Source organism: Acidimicrobiia bacterium (genome assembly GCA_018057765.1).
In the GTDB taxonomy this organism is placed as follows: Bacteria; Actinomycetota; Acidimicrobiia; order IMCC26256; family JAGPDB01; genus JAGPDB01.
This window is the reverse complement of sequence record JAGPDB010000004.1, coordinates 62,379-82,541: the sequence shown is the minus strand read 5'-3', so window position 1 is coordinate 82,541 and position 20,163 is coordinate 62,379. Positions and strand designations below refer to the sequence as shown.

Sequence of the window (20,163 nt, the reverse complement as noted above, 5' to 3'; positions counted from 1 at the left end):
AATACATCTTTGCGTCGTGCACGTACTGTTTCTCTAGCGATTACCGAACCACCAATTGCTGCTTGTATTGGAACGTCAAATAGTTGGCGTGGAATAAGTTCGCGTAGTTTTTCTGCCATTTTACGACCATAAGATTCTGCCTTATCACGATGGACAACAGAACTAAACGCGTCAACAATAATAGAATTTAAAAGAATATCAACCTTGACTAATTTGGATTCTTTATATCCTGATGGTTCGTAATCTAGAGAAGCATAACCCTTTGATCTTGATTTAACCATATCGAAATAATCCATAACAATTTCAGCGAGTGGCATTTCGTATTTAAGTTCTACTCGCTCTGGAGTTATATATGTCATATTTAACATATCTCCACGTCGCTCTTGAGATAGTTCCATTAATGTTCCAACATAATCTGTTGGCGTTAATAATGTAACTTTCACATATGGTTCTTCAATACTTTTAATTGAATCAGGACGTGGCATATGCGAAGGCGATTCAATTTCTTTTCTTGACTCAGTATTAGTTGTAACAAAATATGCAACGTTTGGAGCAGTTGCAACTAAAACTAAATTGTATTCTCGTTCTAAACGTTCGCGAATAATTTCCATATGCAGTAATCCTAAAAATCCACATCGAAAACCGAAACCTAAAGCTTCTGAAGATTCCGGCTCAAAAGTATAACTAGCATCATTGAGCCTAAGTTTTTCCAAAGCTTCACGAAGATTTCCAAAATCATCCCCATCAACAGGAAATAAACCACAAAATACCATTGGTTTCGGATCGAGATAACCTTCTAGTGCGGGAGCTGGATTACTAGCAAGTGTTACAGTTTCACCAGAGCGAGCTTCGCCGACGTCTTTAATGCCGGCTATTAGATAACCAACTTCACCAGGGCCTAATTCATTAACCGGCGTTTGACCTGGACGACGAATTCCAATTTCTTCAACATCATAACTTTTACCTTGATTCACATATCGCATTTTTGAATCGCTACGCAATGTTCCTTGCATTATTCTTATGGCTGAAACTACACCACGATATTGGTCATAATATGAATCGAACATTAAAGCTTGAAGTTGTCCATTCGCATCACCCTCTGGCGCTGGAATCTTTTCTATAACTGCATCTAATAATTCGGGTACACCAGAACCAGTTTTTGCGCTAATCCAAAGAACATCTTCGGGTTTAATACCAAGTACAGCTTCGATTTCTGCACATACTTTTTCAGGATCAGCTGCGGGTAGATCAATCTTGTTCAATGCCACCACGAGCTCTAAGTCGTGCTCTAAAGCCAAGTAGCAATTAGCTAAGGTCTGGGCTTCTATACCCTGAGACGCATCTACAAGCAAAATAGCACCTTCACAGGCTGCCAGTGACCGTGATACTTCATAACCGAAATCTACGTGACCTGGAGTATCTATTAACTGTATCTCGTGTTCTTTATAGGTAAGTCTCACATTTTGCGCTTTAATGGTAATTCCACGTTCACGTTCAATATCCATAGAATCAAGGTACTGTGCACGCATATCACGGGCGTCAACTGCACCTGTTACTTCTAAGAACCTATCGGCAAGTGTAGATTTACCATGGTCAATGTGGGCAACAATACAAACATTTCGAATTTTACTTTGATCAATCACTGGCTAAGAATTTAGTCGGGCTGGAAAGCTTGTGCCTATATCTGCTATATTATTTGTTCTTACCTTTAGAAAAAGGTATAAATTCAACAATACTCTAGGAGAGAATGTGGCAAATATTAAGAGCCAAAAGGCACGTGTTATAACTAATGAGAAAGCACGCCTTCGTAACCAAGCAACAAAATCTGCTTTGCGTACATATATGAAAAATGCTTCAAGTGCAATTGAGAGCAAAGACAAAACTGCTGGTGAACTTGTAAGAGTTGCTCAAAGTAAAATTGGTACAGCTCAGGCTAAAGGTCGTATCCACAAAAATACTGCAGCTAGAAGAACTTCGCGTCTAATGAAAATGGCTAACGCTAAAGCTCCTAAAAAATAGTTAATAACTAGGCACAAATTTTACATAGAGAGATAACCAAAAGTTCTATAACTATTTGTCCATCTATAGCGGTTTCACCTTTAATGGAAACATCAGCATTTCCCAATTCTATTATCGATTGTAAAATTCTTTTCGACCCTAGGCGTCTGGATAGCTCCCATAATTTTTGAGAACCATAAGGTTTACCTTTTGATCCTAGTGCTAAATGCGCATCGTCTTTATTATTTATATCTGGGCTATCTAAAATTGCTAGTTTTCTAAAATGATTTGCCAATAAACTTACTATTTGTAAAGGATGCATAGCTTTTATGGAAGTTATAGATGTTGAATTCATTAAACGAGATACTGTTTCTAGTGCACTTTGGGAATTACCGCTACAAATATAATTAGCTAATTCATATATTGGTCCTGTGCCTGCTTCACCCAGAAATGGCGAAATAGCTTTTACCGATATTTCTGCCCCTTTACCAAAGGTAGATATTAAACGTGAAAATATCGCATCTAGCTTTGACCGGTCATCTGCTACCCTTGAGAAAATTGCTTCTCTAACACCTGGTTCAAATTTGAATTTATTTTCTCGCACAAGTCGCGCATACATTTCGGGGATTTGTTCACTTTGTTGTCCACGTTGTATAGATATTGGTTTAAATGCTTTTGTAAGTGTGGGTAATATTCTTCCTCCACCTTGTACCATTACTAAATATGAAGTTTGCGTCATATCTTGAAAATATTTGACTAAAGGATCTATATTTTCTTTTGTTGCACCACCTATGTCACGAATTACAATAACTCTAATTTCAGTCAAGAATGGAGGGCTCATAAGTGATGTAATTGCGCGGTCAATAATTTCATTTCGTCCATCGTCAGAATCTGAGTCTGAAAGATCAAAGCTTTCTAAGGCTAAAGATCGATCGTTGCTACCAAGAATTTCATCAACGACGACATTGCTTTCTTTAATCCTCGCTATTGGGTCATCACCGATAATGTAAAAAACGCGAATGTTCTTGTTTTCTTGCACATCGTTCTTTGCCACGGCTTCTATTGTAGGCGATAATCAAGAAAAGTGTTAAAAACATCCCCAAATAGCTTGATATTATGCTTTGTCCAAAACTAGCCGTAATATTTAAAAGCCAACAGCCAACATGCATTAGATTAGAAAATAAACTGGCAAATATATTGCTTGTATCTATATAACTTGATAAATATGTAAATACAAAACCTATTGTGCTTAATGGTTCAGCAATTGCTATAGCGACTACTGATATAGGCCACTTAAATGGCCAATTGAATCCGAAAGCAATCCACAGTATTGGTTGGACAGCAATTGTTGCACCTAGAGTGCTCGCTATTAAATCTGAATTAATTATATGTTTTAATTTTGGTGTCAAAAAATATAGTCCACCTGTTGCACTTGCTGATAACCAAAATCCAACTCGATAAATCAAAAATGGGTCGATAAATAAGCACACGATTATTGATGCAAAAAATATTTTATATTCATTTAATCGATGCCCTCTAATACGTGCAATACTTGGCAGACAGACCATGATTGTTGCGCGCAATATTGATGGCTCAAACCTTGTGAGTATGCAATAAAATATTGCAACAAAACACATTGTTCCATATTTAAGCCTTAATTTCATCCGTTTTAATATAGGTGTTAAAAAAGTGATTATGAATACTATATTTGCACCACTAGCTACTAATAAGTGAGTAAGTTGTGCATCTTTATATTTAGAATATGTCTGTTTTGAAATATGTGATTTTTCGCCTATTAATAATCCTTCACAAATACCTTGTGTATCAATGCCTAATCTTCCACAACCATTTAGCATTTGATTTCTAAAATAGTTAGACATTTTTTCTATTATATTTTTGCCTTGTTCTACTTGTATTATTTTTTCAAGAGTAAATTTCGCATATATATGTTGTTCTTTGAGATAACTTTCGTATTCATTTAATTCGGTATAATAACCTTTAGCTAAAAATTTGTCACCTACTTGAAACGTTTGTAGTTTTCCACCCGTATCAGAGCTAGCAGCTAATAAAATATGTTTTTTTATCGTTTGATCTATTGCTATTGCTTGAGTTGAGAAATATTTATATTCTGGATCGTCGCGTATTTCTATTAGATGAGTTTGAGCAATATTTAATTTTTCTATATTAACTGAATGCATTTTTACATTATCAATATTTAGTCTGATTATAAATAGTACAAATATTATGAATGTAATATAACTATATTTTTTAATTAGTGCAATTTTGATTTGCATTTTATATAGTTACTAGATCTTTTAGATCTTCAAAACGTTTATCTCCAATACCTTTCACGTTTTTTAGGTCGTTAATAGATTTGAATCCACCTTTTGTACTGCGGTAATCAAGTATTGATTTCGCGTAGCTAGGACCAACCCCAGGCAATGATTCGAGTTCGCTTTGTGATGCTGAATTTAAGTTGATTAGACCACCAGTTGTAGCTGAGCCACCAGTATTGTTTAACACCGATGATTCACCTGTGCTTGTCTGACCCTGAGATGGAGTTTGCCCACAAGTTGTTAGAGTTTCACCTTTTGCTGGAACTACTATTTTCATTCCGTCAACTATAAAGCTTGCGAGATTACATTGGTTTAAATCTGCATTTATTGTTATGTTCCCTGCTAGTTGAAATAAATCAGTAAGACGTGAATTATTTTCCATTTCGTATACGCCAGGTTTTTGTATTTCACCAGTTATATATACTTTAATTTTGCTAGATTTTATCGTTGTAACTGTTGTACTTGGAAAGCTTTGTGAAGCATTATTGCTTTGTGCACTAGCTGGAGTATTTGATTTAAGATCATTCGAGCCAAATATATCTCCAAAGAAATATCCAACTATAAGCGCTGCAATAACTATTCCAATAGCTATTTTTATTTCTGTACGTTCTGTGAATGCTTTGATTCTTTCATAAAAATCTAACGACACTAACGGGCGATTAGCTATTTTATTCTCGCCATCATCTTCATCATCAAAAAAATCGTGATGCAATCCCATGTTTCTCCTAAAAAGAAATAGAACTATCCAGGGAAGATTCGGGAATTGTAAAAATCATAGCAGCGTGCTGTGACTTTTACAAGAAAAACTTCTGTACAATAACAAGTTTAATTTCGCGATATTAGTGATAGGTTCTTGAGGGATATATTTCGATTGGGGTTCTTGGGATTTCATGAGTACTTCCTAAGCAATTTCTACTTACCCTCATGGTTCTTATGGGTGTGTCAAAAAATCTTTATATCGTATTGAAATTATAGATACCAACAATACAAGAAATAATTTAAGCAGGCTTCACAACAAAATTACACATACGCCCAGGAACAACAACTGCCTTGAGAACAATCATATTCTCTAATTGTGATGCAATAGCCTCATTTTCGAGTGCAGCGGATTCAATAACATCAACGTCAGCATTGCTAGGAACAAGAATCTTAGAACGCACCTTGCCATTGATCTGTACAGGAATTTCAATCACGTCATCGACCAAATATTGAGGATTAGCAACAGGAAAGTCAGCATAAATCAAAGAATCATCGTTGCCTAATTTTTCGTAAAGCTCACTTGCAAAATGTGGCGCCAAAGGTGCTAACAATAAAGCAAAAGTCTGTGCGATTTCGCGAGGACAGTCGTTACCATCAGCAACATATTTAGTTAAAGCATTATTAAGTTCAAACATTTTCGCAATAGCAACGTTATAACTCATAGATTCAAAATCACTACGAACACCATCAATAGTTTTATTAAAAATTACTAATAATTCATCAGGAACGCCAGCATCGCTAATTTTAATCTCGCCAGTTTCCTCATCAACAATATTCCTCCAAATACGTTGCAAGAAACGATAAACACCGCTCACATCAGAAGTAGACCATGGGCGACTCATATCAAGTGGACCCATAAACATTTCGTAAAGACGTAATGTATCTGCTCCATAACTCTCACACATTTCATCAGGTGTCACAATATTTTTTAGTGACTTACCCATTTTGCCGAACTCACGACTTACTTCTATCTCACCCTTTTCATCATCAGTATATAAATACTGACCATTAAATTCGGTAACTTTGCTCGCCTCAACATATACGCCACGCTCATCAGTGTAAGCGTGAGCCTGAATCATTCCTTGGTTAAAAAGTTTTGCGAAAGGCTCTTCGGTAGAAACAATACCTCGATCAAATAAAACTTTATGCCAAAAACGCGCATATAAAAGGTGAAGCACAGCATGTTCTACCCCACCAACATATAAATCAACCATACCTGATTTTTCTTTATTAGGATTAGTTTTTATACCGGACCAATATTTTTCAATCTCAGGATCAATAAGTACGTCTTGATTTTCTGGGTCACAATAACGTAAATAATACCAACATGAACCAGCCCAATTAGGCATAGTATTTGTTTCGCGCGTATATTTTTGTAGACCTTCTCCCCTACCCAAATCGAGTTCGACATTAACCCAATCAGAAACCCTGCCTAAGGGAGGTTTAGGTTTTGCATCTGGATCATCACTAGATTCAGGAGCAAAGTTTTCCAATAAAGGAAGTTCTAAAGGCAACATTGAAGTAGGAATATCATGTGCAATACCTTCTTTGTCATAAACAATAGGGAAAGGTTCACCCCAATAACGTTGGCGCGAAAATAGCCAATCACGAAGACGATAATTTGTTGTCACTTTGGCATGACCTTTTTCGGCTAGCCAAGCTACCATCTCGGGTAAAGCAATATCAGATTTCATACCCGAAAATTCACCAGAATCCACCAAAATACCATTTCCCGTAAAAGGATATTCTTTTGCAATAACTTTTTTTGCTTCCTCTTCGTCTTCTGGAATTATCGCAATACATGCTGGAATATCAAACTTTTTCAAAAACTCGAAGTCACGCTCATCATGAATATCACCAAATACCGCACCAGTTCCATAATTAGCTAGAACGAAATCACCTATCCAAATGGGAATCACTTCATCATTTGCAGGATTAATAACATGCGCACCAGTAAAAACACCGGTCTTCTCTTTGTCTTGAGCAGTACGTTCAATATCATTTTTAGCAGAAGACTCTTTGATATATGCTTCAACGGAGTTTTTTTGTTCAGGGGTAGTAATTTGTTGTACCAAGGGATTCTCTGGAGCTAAAACTATAAAAGCTGCTGAAAAAATAGTGTCTGTACGTGTGGTAAAAACTTCAATTTTTTCGTTCGAATCTTTCACATCGAAACTTAAAATCGCACCTTTAGATTTTCCTATCCAATTGCGTTGCATTAGTTTTAAAGATTCTGGCCAATCAATAAAATCAAGATCCTCAATGAGTCGATCTGCATATTTAGTTATACGCATCATCCATTGTTTCATTGGCTTTTTGAAAACATCAAAATTGCCCCGTTCAGATTTTCCTTCAGCAGTAACTTCCTCATTAGCTAAAACAGTTCCTAGTCCAGGACACCAATTGACAATAGAGTCGGCTAAATAAGCAAGCCTAAAACCATCAATAATTTTTGTTTTTTCTTTTTTAGAAAGATCGCTAAAACTTGCGCCCTCAACATTACGAGTTCCATTTTCATATTCAGAAATTAACTTCTCTATCGGTGCAGCTTTGTTTGTTTTCTCATCCATATATGAGTTATAAATAGTTAAGAAAATACTTTGTGTCCATTTAAAATAATTAGGATCAATAGTAGATACCGCCCGACGCTTATCGTGACTCAAACCTATTCGACCAAGCTGGCGATTCATATTTGCAATATTGGTTTCAGTTGTAATACGTGGATGAGTATTAGTTGCTATTGCATACTGTTCAGCAGGCAGACCAAAAGCATCCATACCCATAGTGTAAAGAACGTTAAAACCCGTCATACGTTTAAAGCGAGAGTATACATCAGTAGCAATAAAACCTAAAGGGTGACCAACATGAAGACCTGCCCCCGATGGATAAGGGAACATATCCATAATAAACATTTTTGGTTTAATTTCAGCGTGACGGTTGATTTCGGGATTGGTATTGGCTAGTTCACCACTTGGGTTCGGTGAATAAAAAGCATCAGATTCTTCCCAATATTTTTGCCATTTCAACTCTATATCATTCGCTAGTTTTGCACTATAGCGAAATTTAGGTTCTGCTGAAATTGATATTTTAGATTCGGTTTCTGACATATGCTATATATTAGTTCAACATACAATATCTGCTTGAATAAGTAGATGATTGAACATAAATTATTGCTATTACACATTATTTAACTGTTGTTAGCATAAGCTTTACTATTGTCGACTTTATTAGATAAGTAATTATACGAATGCTAGAATGAATTATTCCTGGGGCTGTAACTCAGTTGGCTAGAGTGCCGCCATGGCATGGCGGAAGTCGAGGGTTCAAATCCCTTCAGCTCCACAAGATAATCATAGAGGCAGGTAATGAAGAATTACATAAAGTCAATGTTTCATTTGCCATATCTACATAACAAAAATATTTCAATCATATACTTTACCTATTTTGCTGCTTCGCTTTGGTTCATGTTGGGAATGTGGTACGTATATTTTTTAAAAATTGTTGCACCAGAGCAAATAGCTTTAGTACATACTATTGGTTTTATTATAGGTATTTCTATGGATATACCTTCAGGTTACATGGCTGATAAAATTGGTAGAAAACATTTTTTAGCAATAGGTTTATTACTCTTCAGTATCGGGATTGGTCTATTTGCTTTCATTACGAATATATGGCAAATGATTATTTTTGAAATGATCACACAGACCGGCATTGCTTTTATTACAGGTGCGCAAGAAGCTGTACTATACGACACTATTTATGCAATAGAAAAAGATAAATCTAAAGTTGGTGAAATATTTGCTCTCATATATTCGAGATGTAGAATGATTGTGAACTTTGGATTAATAATTTCACCATTGGTCGGAGGAGTTTTATACAGATTTAGCGATAAAGCAGGTTGGTTATTAATGTCTGGATTTTGTTTTGTAGCCTTCCTGTTGACATTAACTTTGACTAATCATCAGCAACGTGGCGAAAGTATTGAAATAAAAATACTTACACACACAAAAGATTCTTTCAAAATTTTTGCATCCAAAACTAATAGGTATTTAATACCTGCAATTTTACTGTTATCTGGAATTGCTTTTATTTCAGACTGGGGAATTTTCCCTCAAGGATCCATGGAGCGTGCTGGTTATACACCATTGGGGATAAGTATATTTTTTGCGGTTATTTATACATTAAGCATTATTTCTAATCACTATCTACCAAGTGTCGCCAAAAAATTAGGCAACTATCTTGGATTTAAATATTATGGAATACTAACTGTTGTGATGCTTCTTTTAGGTGCTGGTATATACTTTGTGGCACCACGTGCAATAGTTATTGTACTAGGCCTTTTTACTATTACATCGTCACTTTTCGTTAGCTATCTCACAATAGTAGTTAGTGATATTTCAAATGAAACAAACCGCGCAACCATGCTGTCAATGTCTGGTTTCTCTTCAAAATTTCTCTATATGTTTAGTGCGCCTATAGTTGGTTTAAGTTTTGCAAGTAACAAGCCAGAATATAGTTGGCTAGGGTTCGCAATAATTATATTTATTAGCGTTTTAATGATAAGTAAAATTTGGAAAAAATATTCTATATAATCTAGTTAAACTATATGAAAGCTTTAAGGAGATAAAATGAGAGTAGATGCCATTGGTGTAAAAAGTGCCGATCTCCAAAAGACTATTGAATTCTATACTTTATTAGGTTTCACTTTTCCTGAACTCGGGAGCGAAGATGAAGGTTACGATATCGAGAAGAAACCATGGGATACTTTTTGGGGCCAGCGGTACGCGATCATTAAAGACCCAGACGGATATCTAATTGATTTATTCGCACAATTATAATCTGGGTTTTTATGAAGGGAAATAGATATATGCAAATACAAGCTTTAAAACCCGGAGATACAATTGGTCTGGTTTCACTTTCTGATGCAACAGACACACCAGAATTACTTGAAAGAATCAGACGCGGTAGTCAGTATTATAATATTCTTGGATTTGAAGTTAAATCAAATCAAGATTTTTTGATTAACTATAAAGGTGCAGCTGAGAATATACAGAATAGGGCCATAGCATTACACGAAGCAATTTTAGATGAAAATGTAAAGTTGGTTTTGCCCTTAAGAGGTGGGACATACTTTAACCAGTTGTTGTACGATATTGACTATGACTTGATTTGTGAAAATCCAAAATGGTATGGAGGGTTTTCGGATACATCTGCACTGATCAACTTAGTTTCTAGCAAAGCAAAACTACCTACAATGCATGGGCTAGATGTTGTTTGGCACATTAGTGAATACAAATCATTTCCAAATTGGTTGATTGATCAACATAAAAAAGTCCTATTTGACCCATACAATTTTTCTTTCAAACTAGATAGTGGTCATAAGCTAAAAGATTTAAGAAATAAGACACTAATGAATAATTTTAGATCTAACAACGTTACTTTTAGAGGAAAGCTTATGGGTGGACATTTAGGTTCTACTCCAGCATTGATGGGTCATAAATGTTTTGTTGATAAAGATCTGATATTGCTTTTAGAAACAACATTAAGCAATGAACACACTTTGAAATTACTTTACGGTTTGCTAGAACTAGATTTATTTAAAAATGTAAATGGAGTAATTTTAGGTTTCAGTGAATTTGATGAAGAAAACTATGAATGCAAAACCCATGTCGACCATATTTCTCTATACGAAGCTTTAGAAGAAATACTAAATATTGCAAATAAGAAATACGACAAAAATATTGGTCTTGTAAAAACAAACCTGTTTGGTCACGAAACAAATAATATATTATTTCCACTAGGTATTGATATGGAGTTCGATTCAAATTTAACAGTTTTGAGGGCTGTCTAATTAAAACTAACTCCAAATAGGGAGGGTGGTGGCTCTGTTTCAGAATAAGTTCCCCAAATCATTTCATTGAGTTCTTTAGCTGTAAACGGATCCCGCGGAGTATTGAAAGTTTTGCTATTGACATCGTTGGTTTCGATAACACCAGCTTTATTCAGAGCATCAATATCTTCAGGATTTAATTCCATTTCCATGCCTATATCTATGTCATAATCATGCCCTTTATTTGTACTTCCAAATGGCACATAAATTTTTCCTTCTTTTATTAAGTCGCGCAATTCATCAGAATCTAAAACAGTATTATTAATTGCCATTCTCTTGATAATAGGATGAGTGTTATCATCAATAGTTAAGTAACCATTCTTAAGTAAATGTCTTATATCATCAGGCTGAAGTCCGTTTAGAGCTGCTTTTACTAACATCCAATTTGTATCACTTGTAAATTTTAGATTGTTGTTTTCTATAGTTTGGAGAATCTGTTTACTGTCCATGCTTTCGAAAAGATCAATTTGTGACCAATTATCAAGATCCGAAAAACTTTTTTTTTGATTTGTAATAGCCTTTATTTCTGCTTTCGCAGCTCGAGATACAGGTTGATTAACAGGCGGTATAACACTTGCTTCATTTTTACACTGTAACGAGTTACCTATGAACAATGTTGCGAATGCCACTCCGTAAACTCTAGTTCTATGCCATCTATCTAGTCCCATTTGTCCACTATAGCACATAACGGACAAATATCAAATAAAGTCGATAGAAATTATAGAGCTTGTTCTAAGTCTGCGAGTATGTCATCGATATGTTCAATACCTATTGATAGCCTAACTAGGTCTGGAGTTAATCCTCCTGAACTTAGCTGTGTATCTTGCGAAAGTTGGCTATGAGTCGTACTGGCAGGATGAATAGCAAGACTTTTTGCATCTCCAACATTTGCAACATGCGAGAACAGTTCCAAATTATTAATAAACTTCTCTGCCCCATCTCTTCCATCCTTGTGACCAAATACCACTACAGAACCTTTACCTTTTGGCAAATACTTATTAGCGATCTCGAAGTTAGGATCACTTTCAAGACCAGGATATTTTACCCATGAAACTTTAGGATGATTTTCTAACCACTTTGAAACCTTCAAAGTATTTTCACAATGACGTTCCATTCTCAAAGCCAATGTCTCTAAACCTTGAAGGAAAAGCCAAGCATTATCTGGTGCTATACAGGCGCCTAAATTCCTTAGGGGTACTAGCCTCATCCTGAGTATATATGCAACCGGGTTAAGGGGTCCTAGATCGTGAGCAAAACGAAGATTATTATAGCTAGCTTCAGGCTCATTAAACAGTTCGAATTTCTTGTCAGTCCAATCGAAATTACCAGCATCGACAACAATTCCACCAATACCAGTACCCTGTCCACCAATCCATTTCGTGAGCGAGTGAATTACAATATTTGCACCATGTTCAATAGGGTTTAATAAATATGGTGTAGTAAAAGTAGAGTCCACAACAAGTGGCAAGTTATGCTTTTTAGCAATTTTGCTAATGCCTTCAATGTCTGCAACGTCTAAAGTAGGGTTACCAATTGTTTCAATAAAGATCACTCTGGTTTTCTCGTTAATAGCATTTTCAAAACTAGATAAGTCTTTAACATCTACAAATTTTGTATTTATCCCAAACTGAGGCAAAATATTATTAAGCTGCACGTGTGTTCCACCATATAGGTTGCTTGCAGCAACAACTTCATCACCATGTTTACAAATATTTATTATTGAATAGAAAATTGCTGAAGTTCCAGAGGCCAAAGCTAAGGCTGCGGCTCCCCCTTCTAAATCAGCAATTCGCTTTTCTAATGCGTCTTGGGTCGGGTTCATTATTCGAGTATAAATATTGCCTAATTCTTTTAGGCTAAATAAATTGGCGGCGTGTTCTGTGTTGTTAAATACATAAGAATTAGTTCTATATATTGGTACAGCTCTAGAAAGTGTATTGCTGTCTGGCTCGTAACCAGAATGTATTGCTTTTGTTTCAAAATGGTTTGTCATTGTTTTTCTCCTTGAATGGTTTAATTCGAAATGAATTATTCTTTAAAAAATAAATTGATATAAAAAGTGAGTTTGAAAGTAAGATGCCCAATTAGCGGGGCATATTTATATTTTGTGACATACAAAAATTGCTATTAATAGTTAAGCAACTGTCATTTTTCGAATTCATAATATATTTTAGATGTTAGTTCTTTTGATAATTAATGTCAAGATTTACGCTTTGGGAGTTATTGGCTTTCTATAAACCTACAACTGGTGTAACTGCTGAGGTCTGTAGATTCGCATGTAAACTCATGAAACTTCGAAGAAGATAATTGCTTTTCATAATATTTATTTGTGGCTCTGTAAAAGGATGATCTCGTGTACAAAGTGCTTTGAGTAAATTAACTTGTCCATGAGCAAAATTTTTCAAAAGCAAATCTACTTCCGCGTCATCGAAAGTTAAGTTACTTTGGGTAACTGCGTTTTCCAGTATCTGACACAAATAATAAGGATAATTAACTGGGAATTCTGCCTCATCAAACCGTTTTTCTGATACATTTACTGAAAGTATATTTAAAGAGTTGGATAATTTATTTTGTATAAGTTTTTTTTCATCACCAGTTATTATCAGTCCGTGCTCTACAGCAGTTGATAATACCCTTAAATTTCCCGTATTGCTTGATGGTTGGTTCAATAAATCAGATTTGAATGGATATAAACATTCTGGTTTAAATGCAGCAATTTCATTTAGTGCTACATAGGCAAGTCTTCTATATGATTGACGTCCTTGTTTTACTAATATGTCGCCGGTATTAGGATCTATTAAATTTCCTGTAATTTTATCTTCTACACCATGTAATTTTTTACATGCAATTAATTTTGAAATTATTGCATTTCTATTTCTATCTTGGTTTATTGCAATTTGCGCTAAGAGGCTCCCCGCGGAGCTGCTATCACTTAGGTCAACAAAAAGTTGTTCTATTTCAGCATCGCTAAATGTTGGCTTTTGGTCGTGTGGCACAATATCGCATTTAAGAACAGAAGTTAGAGCACTGAATTTATTTGCATTTGCATTTGTAAGTAATTTTACTTTCATCTCGTCGCTACACAAAGCACCGGCTTCAAAGATTCTTACTGCGAGAAAAACAAGGCAAGCAGAGTTACTATTTACACAAGTAGCTAGCGCTTGAGCGCTGAAATCTTCCGCCTGATATTTACCAAGTGCAAAGATCAGACTAGATTCTCGCGTCTTATTTTCAACTGCAAGGTCTACAAAGCTAGTTAATTGTGTTTGCGTATACCTATAGCCATTTTTTACATTGGTCGATAAGTATAATTCAGAATATGTACTCTGTTTAGCTGCTTCAAATTGGTCTGGTGTAAGTTGCTTAGAAGTCTTTTCTAAATAGCGCACAATAAGATTTATCTTGTCTTTTTGAATCAAAGTAATTATCTGATTATCATCTGGCAAAATTCCACCATCTAAAAAAAGCAATAAAGAAGTCGAATATCCTCTTTCAACTAAAATTGGTATTAGTTGTTTTGCTAATTTTTTTAACTCTTGGTTAAGGCCGTCGACTGGATCAATGACAAAGCGTATCTTAATAATGTCGTTAAGCAATGCATAAGAACCGAAGCCATCTCTTAAGTTATCAACATTCGCCAAATCTAAAATTATCTGGTCGGTAAAAACACCACCATTTCTAAAATATTCATTGAGTGCTAGAAAATCAGGATTCTCAGAATTTATTTCATTTAATAATTCTTGTTCACTTGGGTTGTTTCCTAGTAAAGCACCATGTGGTTTACTATTAGGTTTTCTTCTTAATTTATCTAGTAAAGTCATATTCAATACTGCTTAACAAAGTGAGTTCAGGGCAAAAACAGAATTAGTTAACGCTTAGGCAAGCTAGAACTAGCTGAGGATTAACTTGACTTCCACCAGCACCTAGAGCTTTTGCAAGTCTTGGTGTGCCATTTTTTTCGAAAGCATTTATTGCATTTCGTTGTTCCGCTGGAGTTAGAAGTTTACCATTTTTGGACCAAGCTTCTAATGACTCTCTAACACCAGGTGGCAAATTGGCACAGGCACCACCACTTCTACTTGGAGTGTTCGCTTTAGCAGTCGGAACATTCACAGGTATAGGGCTACTTTCTGCAGCAAGTTTTTCAGCATTAGCTTTTCTAGCAGATTCTTCTGCCCTAACTTTTTGATCATGAGCTCTTTTAGCAGATTCTTCTGCAGCAAGTTTTTCAGCAATTAGTTTGTCAATTAAAGCATCGGTCTTTGCTCTCTCATCGGCCTCTTTTAGGTCAGCATTAAATGCTTCAAGTTCCGTACGATCTATAGTTGCTTTTGAGTTAACAGTTTCAATTTGATCTCCAACAGCTACGCGGGCATCATCTAATTGTTCAGCTGCTACCCTACCCGTATTAACGCCAGGAGTGTTACCTGCGTGCGGGTAGAGTAATGTTGCTGCTATCACAACTGTAGCAACTCCTACAGTAACTGGAACATTGCCGTTTATTCCTCTGTCTTTTATATCTTTTGCCAATAATCTTCCGGGATATAATCCTGAAAGAATATTTGATTGCCACGATTGTGCTTGAGCAGTTTTTGCTAAGCGTCTATTTCTAAAAGAAAAGCGTATACCTTTTATTTTTTGCAGTGAATCCGATCGCAGGCTAGGGTAAATTCCGGCATCCTTAAAACCATTTAAAATACCTGATTTGTCGTGTGGCTGTGCTTTAATTATTTCTGCTAACAATGAGCTATATGCTATATTACAGTCATTAATAGGTTCTTTTAAGTTATTTTTCTCGGTTAGAAGAGAATCAAGTTTAATTAATAATTCTTGAAATGCTTTCTGTACTTCTAGTGGTATTTGTTCTTTATTATCTGCCACAAAATTAGAGGCACGTTTAAGTTCTGGAGCACACTCAAATAATCTTGAATATCGATTTCTATCTGTATATGTCATATAAGCCTCATCCTTGAATACACTATCGTACTATAAATACTATTTGTGGTCAATGTTGCTTTCAACGTGATTTGACTAATTACATATATATTTAGTAACTTATTCACCATGTCTAAACATACAAGGAAATTGAAAAGAAGCGCATTAAAAGATTTAGCACAAGGTGACGGTATTACTTCAGCGGTTGCAGCTTCCGGATTACGAACTGGAAAGCTAGCGGATACTGCAGGCAAAACAGTAACAGCAGTTACCGTTGTTGCCTCAGGTTTAGCTGGTGTCAATACAGTAACAGCTTCCCCAGCTAGCGCATCCGAAACATCTCTAGAATCTGTAACACAACAAGGCCCACCGGTAGCTAGCGCTGGAAACCCTAATCCAAACCCTAAACCTAATGCTGAGACAATTATGGTTTATGAATCCGATGGAGCTCCACAAACAGTAGAGGAAACAAATGCGGCGCTTGGCCACAAAGGACCATATACAGGAACAATACCTCAGGACACTGGAAATAAGCCAGTCACAGGTGGCCTAGTAATTGATCCTCCTGAAGACCCAGGAAGTTATCACGAAACCGAAACGCCTTATCCCTTAGTGGATCCAAGTAGTTATGAAGCGAACCACCCGGATAAGGGATTCGAGGGATCACCAGCGGCTGTGCCAGGACTCACTGAAACAATTGTTGGTGCCGCACCAGTAGTAGCTGCTGCACCAGCGGCTGGAGCAACAGCTCTTGCCGCGCCGCTTGTTTTAACTGGCGCTATGCTTGCTGATGCACAAACTGTTTTTGACCAAGGACCTCCTGGTCCGTCATCAGAAGCCTTAGCCAGTCAAGAATGCGCCAGTCAAGCTAGCGCTGTTTGTCTTCCGAAAAACGGTAACGCCAGAATTGACCGAGAGGAAGTAGACAGACTATACAAATTGGCAAAAGATAGTGGCGGTCAAGAACTTGATACGGGTGCCCGCACCTTGGGGGATTTGCAAAATGTCTCAAATCGGGTTAGTAATGTCATTCCACCTGAGGGACAATTAGTACCTTCACAGAGTGCACCAAACCCTAACCCTCAAACTGTACAAGCTTTAGAAACGTTAATTAGACAGGCCGGTGCTGCAAGGGTTCAAGCTGCTGAAGCTGCAGCTGCTAATACTGATGCTCCAGCTCCTGCTCCTGCTCCAGCTTCTAAGCCGTCAGCTACACCTGGTACACCACCCACTCAAGAAGAAGTTGATATAGTAAAAAGATTCCAAGAAGATGCTGGACTACCACAAGACGGTATAGTTGGCCAAAATACTCAAGCAGCACTTGATCAAGCCAAAGCAGCTAGTAGTGCAACAACTTCATCACAAGCTCCTGCTGCAAACGGTACTGGGATCGACCCATGGGTCCAATGGAAACTCGGCGATTTTAATATTTTGGGTGGAGGAAATGATTTAGCAGCATATACACGATCAATAAAATTTTTCCAAAGAAACCACAGACTGCAAGTAGACGGTAAGGCTGGCCCTCAGACTCGAGCGAAACTAGCAGAAGGCCCATCGGGTCGAGATGGAACATCTATCGCTCAACCACAAACAGCTCAACCAAGAACAGCCCAACCTGCGCCACAAATACCACCACCTCCCACTAGAGCAGAAATTGATGTAGCACGGCTTGGGGATCAAGGTTTTCCGACAGGAAGTAATGGATCGCCAGACGTCGATGCTATTAAAGGTTTCCAAGAAAAAGCTGGACTAGAACCAGATGGCGATATCGGCCCTAAAACTCGCGCCCAGCTGGACAGACCTCCAGAAGATATTCAAAATGAATATATCAATCGAAGACTAGCCGTACATGGTTTCCCAATCACTGAAGGCGTTGAAGCAATCGATGCTATTAAAGGCTTCCAAGAAAAAGTTGGAATAAAAGTAGATGGTGATGTTGGTAAAGTAACTAGCGCATGGCTGGGTACAACCCCTGAACAAATTGACACTTTAGAACGGGCGCGACAAAAGGAACAAGAACCTAAAGTAAAGAAGAAACCTAGAGTAAAACCAGCACCAGCGCCACCTAAAAATAATCCAACTTACGACGTTTACGGCGAAGGCGGAATAGACACTACTCCTGATCCTACCCCAAAACCTGATCCTACCCCAAAACCTGATCCAGAACCAAAACCAGAACCAGAACCATACCCCACGCCACCACCCATAGAAAATCCTAATCCTCCCGTAATAACAGAAACACCTCCTCGGACTAAACCAGCGGCGGAAACAGACTGGAAACCTGAGAATGAGAAAGATGACGATTCTCCTGATGCGTGTAGAAATCCACCAAAATTAGTTGGAGTTACGATCTATCAAAGCGTGGAAGCTAAAAAGGGCAAACGAACATCAAACGGAAAGCTTAAGGTCTGTCGTACATATTTTACCGATTGGAGTGCTAGGCATATAGCCAAGGGAAATAAAAAGGATGCAAGGCTTGCTAGCCAAGGACGTTACCAATATCCTGGCCACACCGCATTTCTTGATGAATCTAATCCTGGCTACGCGAAGCAAAATATGCACAAAGCTATGTCAGCCATTAGAGATATAATAAATAGTAAACCTATAGCTCAAGATGAAAATATTAACAATACAAATTTTAGGTTAGAATTAACTTTCCATGAATACTCAAATGATCCTAGCCCTGTAATGACTGAAAAGGTTATTACAGCAGAATGTAATGTACAGGCAACTGCCAATGGAGGTGGAAGAAATGATGGAGAAGAACAATGGTTTGAAATAAGAACTGCCTATGTCATAAATGATACTTGTACCAACCCTGATGGCTCAAAGGCTGATTTATTTCCATCAGACCAAGGTGGCCCGGACGTTGTTGGCAAATCGAAACAACCCGGTGCCTCGTTTATAGGAAACAGTACATTTATAGGTACTAGTACAACTTTCTCAGAACTAATAACTGGTGGACAAATACCAGGTGCGAACAGCGTGGGATTACCAGAGACACAAGCTCCACTATTGGCAGTGTCAACTGCCAATGGCAATGCATGTAGATTAACCAGAACATCAAGAAGGGCGTTAGCAGGTTACAAAAATGGAGAAACTCCTCTTGAAAGTCCTCTTACCGATTTTCTCAACAGGCCAGGAAATGAAACTGCAAGTTTCCTAAGAACTCCCACTAGCCCTAAAAGTAGCGCATTACTTAATTCGGTCGGTTGCTAAATTAAGAACTAAAAAATCCTTATATACCTAGTCCTGGGCTACCTGGCACAGGATTAATGAGTGCAGAGATACCGCGCTCCTCGCCTAGATTAGTTATTGCTTTTTGGATATCGTCTGGATTTGAATCATCCCCTGTTATTTCTTTATAGATACCATTAAGATCTAATAATCCAGATTTTACAAATTCACCAATAACTGATTTATCCACGGTCAAAAGGTGTTTACACAAATAGATGTATTCAGGTTTTATAGCATTCGTTAGATCATCAGGGGTAGCTCCCTGATAATCACCAGGATCAAAGTTTAAACGAGACTGTAGTGTCAAGAATACATTATCTATAAAATCCAAGAGTTTGTCATCAAGAGGAACATTGCACAATAATTCAAGATACATATCGTGCAAAGCAGGGTACTTTTTGAATAGATCACGATAGTCATTAGATGAATCAATGTCAGCTACATCAGAATTATCTTTATTATCAGTCATAAAATATTCTCCTTAACGATTTATTTATACATGAATTATAACACAAAAAGCGTCTATATCCGCTATTTGCTATTTGTCCATAATTGCACTAATAAGGGTGTTTCTAAGAGAGGTATTATATGTCTAAGTTAAAGAAAAATTTGCAAAGAGTAGCTCCAACCGCTTTGAGCATGTTATTAGGTGGTTGTAGCGGATTTTTTGTATTAGGTGGTCAAACATCTGAGGCACCAACACCGATAGGCCGCCAACCTAATACACCAGCTGTCACTATGAGCTCACCAACCATTGGTCAGCCATTAGATGAACCACAAATGACAACTATAACAACATCGGTTCCGCCACCAGCTACAATTGGAATAGGTTTCTAGAGCTTATTAAGTTATCCATAAATTAAATTAGAATCACATTGTGAATTTTGTTATAAATTTACTACTACCTTTCTTCATTGAAAGAACATATGTTTCTGGCATAGTTTGGTTCACTTTTCTTTTTAACTATCATTTATGAAACTTTAACCAATATCAATTCAATTTTAAGTT

The 20,163-nt window shown here is 36.9% G+C and carries 16 protein-coding genes and 1 tRNA gene; 7 read left to right on the top strand and 10 right to left on the bottom strand.

Annotation, left to right across the window (positions count from 1 at the left end; genetic code table 11):
* The coding region (lepA, locus tag KBF89_02875; protein ID MBP9115265.1) for a translation elongation factor 4 at nucleotides 1-1,640 on the bottom strand (1,640 nt) is incomplete at its 3' end.
* A 109-nt stretch (nucleotides 1,641-1,749) separates the two neighbouring features.
* On the opposite strand from lepA, the gene rpsT reads away from it, so the two are divergent.
* A complete protein-coding gene (rpsT, locus tag KBF89_02870) occupies nucleotides 1,750-2,019 on the top strand; it encodes a 30S ribosomal protein S20 (GenBank protein MBP9115264.1) in 270 nt (89 codons plus the stop codon).
* Between the two features lie 7 nt (nucleotides 2,020-2,026).
* Here rpsT and KBF89_02865 read toward each other — a convergent pair whose 3' ends face one another.
* The 4 genes from KBF89_02865 to KBF89_02850 form a co-directional block, all read right to left on the bottom strand.
* Nucleotides 2,027-3,052 carry a hypothetical protein gene (locus KBF89_02865; protein ID MBP9115263.1) on the bottom strand — a complete coding sequence of 342 codons (1,026 nt, stop codon included), beginning with the start codon at nucleotides 3,050-3,052 and terminating at the stop codon, nucleotides 2,027-2,029.
* Nucleotides 2,994-4,196: a ComEC/Rec2 family competence protein gene (locus tag KBF89_02860; GenBank protein MBP9115262.1), complete on the bottom strand. Its 1,203-nt coding sequence runs from the start codon at nucleotides 4,194-4,196 to the stop codon at nucleotides 2,994-2,996. Before KBF89_02860 ends, KBF89_02865 begins: the two co-directional genes overlap by 59 nt.
* Nucleotides 4,197-4,293: 97 nt before the next feature.
* A complete protein-coding gene (locus KBF89_02855) occupies nucleotides 4,294-5,052 on the bottom strand; it encodes a helix-hairpin-helix domain-containing protein (protein ID MBP9115261.1) in 759 nt (252 codons plus the stop codon).
* 280 nt (nucleotides 5,053-5,332) lie between these two features.
* Nucleotides 5,333-8,200 (bottom strand): leucine--tRNA ligase, encoded by a 2,868-nt coding sequence (locus KBF89_02850; protein MBP9115260.1) that lies wholly within the window; start codon nucleotides 8,198-8,200, stop codon nucleotides 5,333-5,335.
* A 161-nt stretch (nucleotides 8,201-8,361) separates the two neighbouring features.
* On the opposite strand from KBF89_02850, the gene KBF89_02845 reads away from it, so the two are divergent.
* From KBF89_02845 to KBF89_02830, 4 genes are all read left to right on the top strand, one after another.
* A tRNA-Ala gene (locus KBF89_02845) sits at nucleotides 8,362-8,435 on the top strand.
* A 23-nt stretch (nucleotides 8,436-8,458) separates the two neighbouring features.
* Nucleotides 8,459-9,685: an MFS transporter gene (locus tag KBF89_02840; GenBank protein ID MBP9115259.1), complete on the top strand. Its 1,227-nt coding sequence runs from the start codon at nucleotides 8,459-8,461 to the stop codon at nucleotides 9,683-9,685.
* Between the two features lie 36 nt (nucleotides 9,686-9,721).
* Nucleotides 9,722-9,931 carry a hypothetical protein gene (locus tag KBF89_02835; protein MBP9115258.1) on the top strand — a complete coding sequence of 70 codons (210 nt, stop codon included), beginning with the start codon at nucleotides 9,722-9,724 and terminating at the stop codon, nucleotides 9,929-9,931.
* 29 nt (nucleotides 9,932-9,960) lie between these two features.
* Nucleotides 9,961-10,944: an LD-carboxypeptidase gene (locus tag KBF89_02830; protein ID MBP9115257.1), complete on the top strand. Its 984-nt coding sequence runs from the start codon at nucleotides 9,961-9,963 to the stop codon at nucleotides 10,942-10,944.
* On the opposite strand, the gene KBF89_02825 is transcribed toward KBF89_02830, so the two are convergent.
* The 4 genes from KBF89_02825 to KBF89_02810 form a co-directional block, all read right to left on the bottom strand.
* Nucleotides 10,941-11,612, bottom strand: coding sequence for a hypothetical protein (locus KBF89_02825; protein MBP9115256.1), 672 nt, complete (start codon nucleotides 11,610-11,612; stop codon nucleotides 10,941-10,943). The genes KBF89_02830 and KBF89_02825 overlap by 4 nt on opposite strands.
* Nucleotides 11,613-11,701: 89 nt before the next feature.
* A complete protein-coding gene (locus KBF89_02820) occupies nucleotides 11,702-12,976 on the bottom strand; it encodes an O-acetylhomoserine aminocarboxypropyltransferase/cysteine synthase (GenBank protein MBP9115255.1) in 1,275 nt (424 codons plus the stop codon).
* 238 nt (nucleotides 12,977-13,214) lie between these two features.
* Nucleotides 13,215-14,804 carry a hypothetical protein gene (locus tag KBF89_02815; protein ID MBP9115254.1) on the bottom strand — a complete coding sequence of 530 codons (1,590 nt, stop codon included), beginning with the start codon at nucleotides 14,802-14,804 and terminating at the stop codon, nucleotides 13,215-13,217.
* Between the two features lie 43 nt (nucleotides 14,805-14,847).
* Entirely contained in the window at nucleotides 14,848-15,939 is a 1,092-nt protein-coding gene (locus KBF89_02810) for a hypothetical protein (protein ID MBP9115253.1), read from the bottom strand.
* Between the two features lie 108 nt (nucleotides 15,940-16,047).
* On the opposite strand from KBF89_02810, the gene KBF89_02805 reads away from it, so the two are divergent.
* Nucleotides 16,048-19,137, top strand: a complete 3,090-nt coding sequence (locus tag KBF89_02805) for a peptidoglycan-binding protein (GenBank protein MBP9115252.1) — start codon at nucleotides 16,048-16,050, stop codon at nucleotides 19,135-19,137.
* 19 nt (nucleotides 19,138-19,156) lie between these two features.
* On the opposite strand, the gene KBF89_02800 is transcribed toward KBF89_02805, so the two are convergent.
* On the bottom strand, nucleotides 19,157-19,624 hold the full coding sequence (locus KBF89_02800; protein ID MBP9115251.1) for a hypothetical protein: 468 nt from the start codon (nucleotides 19,622-19,624) through the stop codon (nucleotides 19,157-19,159).
* A gap of 119 nt (nucleotides 19,625-19,743) precedes the next feature.
* Here KBF89_02800 and KBF89_02795 point away from each other — a divergent pair, with 119 nt between their 5' ends.
* The gene (locus tag KBF89_02795) at nucleotides 19,744-19,992 is read left to right on the top strand and encodes a hypothetical protein (GenBank protein ID MBP9115250.1); all 249 of its coding nucleotides are present in this window, start codon (nucleotides 19,744-19,746) and stop codon (nucleotides 19,990-19,992) included.
* Nucleotides 19,993-20,163 lie beyond the last annotated feature (171 nt).